The organism is Psychrosphaera sp., assembly GCF_982872775.1.
Genome location: NZ_CEYNSH010000083.1, coordinates 1 through 3,809, shown reverse-complemented (window position 1 = coordinate 3,809; position 3,809 = coordinate 1). Strand labels below are relative to the sequence as shown.

Sequence of the window (3,809 nt, the reverse complement as noted above, 5' to 3'; positions counted from 1 at the left end):
TTGTACCAACGTTAACGTGCGGTTTCGTACGTTCAAACTTTTCTCTTGCCATTTTCAGACCTATTTAAGTTTATTAAAATAATACGCAAAAAGCGTGAGTTAAATATTTTAGCATGAGAAAGAGAAGAAGTGGTGCTGATAGGCAGATTTGAACTGCCGACCTCACCCTTACCAAGGGTGCGCTCTACCGACTGAGCTATATCAGCAAAGGTGTTGGAGCGAGCAGCGGGAATCGAACCCGCATCATCAGCTTGGAAGGCTGAGGTAATAGCCATTATACGATGCTCGCGTAGACACGACTTCACGACCCAAGCTTTTAAGGTCGCGAGCCGACCTTTGATTTACCAAGATGATGTATCTCAATAAAAGAAAAGTGGTGGAGGGAGGTGGATTCGAACCACCGAAGGCAGAGCCGTCAGATTTACAGTCTGATCCCTTTGGCCACTCGGGAACCCCTCCACGAGTAAGTATTGATGGTGCCGACTGCCGGAATCGAACTGGCGACCTACTGATTACAAGTCAGTTGCTCTACCAACTGAGCTAAGTCGGCACGTCATCAAGTGGGGCGAATTCTATGGCATGAGATTTCATTGTGCAATAGTTTCGTGAACTTTTTTTATATTTTTCGTTTGTTTGGTGATGTTTTATACAAAACTGAGCTTTATTGTTTGATAATCAATCAGCAGTTGTTCATTTAGATTTTAATTGGAAAATCTGGCCAAGCCTAAAAAGACTAAACTTTTATTTACTATGTGAGTCTGCTTTAAGTGTTCGCTTAAAATTTGTGCATCACCGCCGGTAATTAAAATGATGGGCTGACTACGATCCTTCGTTTGAGTCTCAAATTGTAAACGTGCTTGTTCTATTAAGCCTAACGCAGCATTCATACACCCATTTATTAAAGCACTCGGCGTTGACGTACCAAACACTTCGCTTTTAACACTAGGAGCAGTAAAAACATTTGGCGCTTTATCCGTAATACTTTTTTCCATTAGTTTTATACCAGGTACTATCCAGCCACCTAAGTGCTGTTTATTTGCAGTCAGAATATCCACAGTAATGGCGGTTCCAGCATCCACAATAATGAGGTTTTTAGCCGGAAATAATTGTTCAGCTGCAATTATTGCTAACCACCTGTCTATACCTAACGTCTGGAAGCTTTCATAAGCGCAAGTAATACCAAACGCTTCCTTGGTTACCTGGACTCTAGTTACCTTTGTTTTATTGGTGTTAACTTTTTGAAGAAGTGCTTGAAGTTCGGCGGAGTTTGCAACATCACTATAAATAATCTCGACAAAGCTATTTAGTTTAGATAACACAACTTCGCTTTCTAGGTTTTCTACGGTGTTATCGAACACCGTTGCAAACTTACACTTTGTATTACCACTATCTATCAATAGTTTCATTAACTTGTCCGTCTTCTAAGTGATACTTCGCCACCAAAAACCTTAAACTTATCAGGTGAGTCTAGTTGAGATAAAATTAACGCACCACTTTCATCAATTCCAATACAACGACCAACCTTTGTAGAAGCACCGGTCGTTACGTTAACCACCTGGTTTTTGAATGCGTTTTTGTTATTCCACTCTCGTGCAAGGTTTACCAGCTTGTTCTGACGATACTCATCCATAACGATGTCAAGTTCTTTAAGGAGAACTGCTGCTAGTTCATTACGATCAATCGTCTCGTTAGACAACAAGCTTAGGTCTGTCCAGGGTTGATCTATTTTCTCACCTTGAGAGTCTGGCATTTTCACATTGAGACCAATACCAATGACTAAGTGGCAGACACCGTCACTTTGTCCCTCTGCTTCTACTAAAACCCCAGAAAGCTTCTTATCTTGCACTAAAACGTCATTGGGCCATTTTAGCAAAGCCTCTACTCCAACGAAATTTTCAACGGCGCGGGCGATTGCAACACCTATGGCTAGACTCAAACCAGATGCTGCGGCTAAACCTTCATAAGACTTGTAATAACGGCTTAGATAAAGGTGGCTGCCATAGGGGCTAATCCATTCCCTTCCTCGTCGTCCACGGCCCGATAACTGACACTCTGCAATAACAGTAGTACCATCAGCGAGTGGTTCATCAGATCTGAGTAAATTCATAAGATACTGATTGGTTGAATCTATTATGTTGAATACGTGTAAATGTGTCCCATTGGTATAATGGTTTTTAATTGTATCTATATCTAATAATTGCAGTGGCTGCGCCAGTCGATAACCTTTTCCAGTGACAGAAAAAATGTCCAACCCCAATTCGGTAATAGACTTAACATGTTTTGCAACAGCGGCTCTGGAAATACCTAACTCTGCGCCCAGCCATTCGCCTGATACAAAGTTACCTTTACTAAGATGAGTGATAATCTCTCTTTTTGTAGATGAAAGCTTATTCTTTTCCGTCATTGTTACGCTCCCAGCGTAGACCTACTTCTCCGAATTCAGAAAAAGCCCTTACTTCAGGTTCAAGTTCAACGTTAAACTTTGATTTAACCGATGTGACAACCATTTCAATAGTTTTGATCAGATCTGCACCCATGGCCTCACCCAAAGTATTAATTAAAACCAGGGCTTGCTGTTCGTGAACACTAACTCCCGCTACCCCTTTACCTTTTAATTTACACTGATCAATTAGCCACCCAGCGGCAAGTTTAATGCCGCCATCTACCTTGTAGACTGGACAAAGTGGCCAATCATCTTTGAATTTTTTTGCCGAATCACCCGTTAGTATAGGATTTTTAAAAAAGCTGCCAGCATTTCCTATCTCCGTAGGATTTGGAAGTTTGGACCGACGTATATGCACAACTTTGTTAAAGATATCTGTTGGGTTAGGGTTAGTTAGTTCAGATAATCCGGCATAACTGACTTCAGGTAGCCACTTTTTTGGGATTTTGAAATTAACCTTAGTGATCAGTGCTACTTCTTTTAGTTGTTGTTTAAAAATACTATCTCGGTAAGAAAAAAGGCAATCCTTATTTAATAACGTTTTTTGCTCACCCGTTGTTAAATCAACATACTCAACAGAAGCTATAAATGACTTTACTTCACGACCATAAGCACCAATATTTTGAATTGGTGCGGCCCCTACTGTACCGGGTATAAGCGCTAAGTTTTCTAATCCAAAAATTTCATTTTCCAATGACCAAACCACAAACTCATGCCAGTTCTCGCCAGCCATCGCTGTTAGATAATAATATGAATTGTCTTCGTCATAGTATTTTCCAAGTAGACGATTAATGTAGACAGGTACCTTGATATCAGAAAGAAACACCGAATTACTGCCTTCGCCTAAAAGCACAAAGTCATGGTGAAGTACTTGTCCTATCAATGGCTTAATATCATTAATAGACTCTATCTTATGAATCTGCTCTGCTTGATGATTAAGACCGAATGTGTGAAATGTTTTTAAAGAATTCAAAATAAGTAACAATTTATCGCATAAATAATGACGCCATTATTGCTTTTGCAGCCCATTAACACAATAGAAGAAGCGTTTGATTTAGTTAGCTGAGAGAGAGGACATCACTATTCCCCTTAATGTCTGGAACAGGTTTTAGCTCAATAAATTGGAGGCAATAAAAAACCCCTCGCAGTTTCCTGCAAGGGGTTGTTTTATTTGGAGCCTGGCGGTCGACTGCATGGATGCAGTCGGTTGATTGCGTCTGGAACAAGCAATCTAGAGCGTAAGCGAGCCGCCTTGAATATTTAACGCCTGAAACGAAAAAATCCCCCGCACTACTGTACGAGGGATTATTCTATTTGGAGCCTGGCGGTGAGCTACTCTCGCATGGGAAACCCCACACTACCATCG

Annotated in this window: 3 protein-coding genes and 4 tRNA genes; all 7 read right to left on the bottom strand. The window is 40.9% G+C overall.

Translation table 11 applies throughout. From position 1 onward, the window contains the following. Window positions 1-130 precede the first annotated feature (130 nt). A tRNA-Thr gene (locus AC4E96_RS13920) sits at window positions 131-206 on the bottom strand. Between the two features lie 8 nt (window positions 207-214). Continuing rightward, window positions 215-289 (bottom strand) — tRNA-Gly (locus tag AC4E96_RS13915). 85 nt (window positions 290-374) lie between these two features. Then, window positions 375-459: transfer RNA gene (locus AC4E96_RS13910), tRNA-Tyr, on the bottom strand. A 15-nt stretch (window positions 460-474) separates the two neighbouring features. Further along, window positions 475-550 (bottom strand) — tRNA-Thr (locus AC4E96_RS13905). Window positions 551-701: 151 nt separating this feature from the next. Further along, entirely contained in the window at window positions 702-1,406 is a 705-nt protein-coding gene (locus tag AC4E96_RS13900; protein WP_490256253.1) for a type III pantothenate kinase, read from the bottom strand. After that, window positions 1,406-2,404, bottom strand: coding sequence for a bifunctional biotin--[acetyl-CoA-carboxylase] ligase/biotin operon repressor BirA (birA, locus tag AC4E96_RS13895; protein WP_488034247.1), 999 nt, complete (start codon window positions 2,402-2,404; stop codon window positions 1,406-1,408). The genes AC4E96_RS13900 and birA overlap by 1 nt, the downstream gene beginning before the upstream one ends. After that, window positions 2,388-3,428 carry a UDP-N-acetylmuramate dehydrogenase gene (gene murB, locus AC4E96_RS13890; RefSeq protein ID WP_490256252.1) on the bottom strand — a complete coding sequence of 347 codons (1,041 nt, stop codon included), beginning with the start codon at window positions 3,426-3,428 and terminating at the stop codon, window positions 2,388-2,390. Before murB ends, birA begins: the two co-directional genes overlap by 17 nt. Window positions 3,429-3,809: the final 381 nt, after the last annotated feature.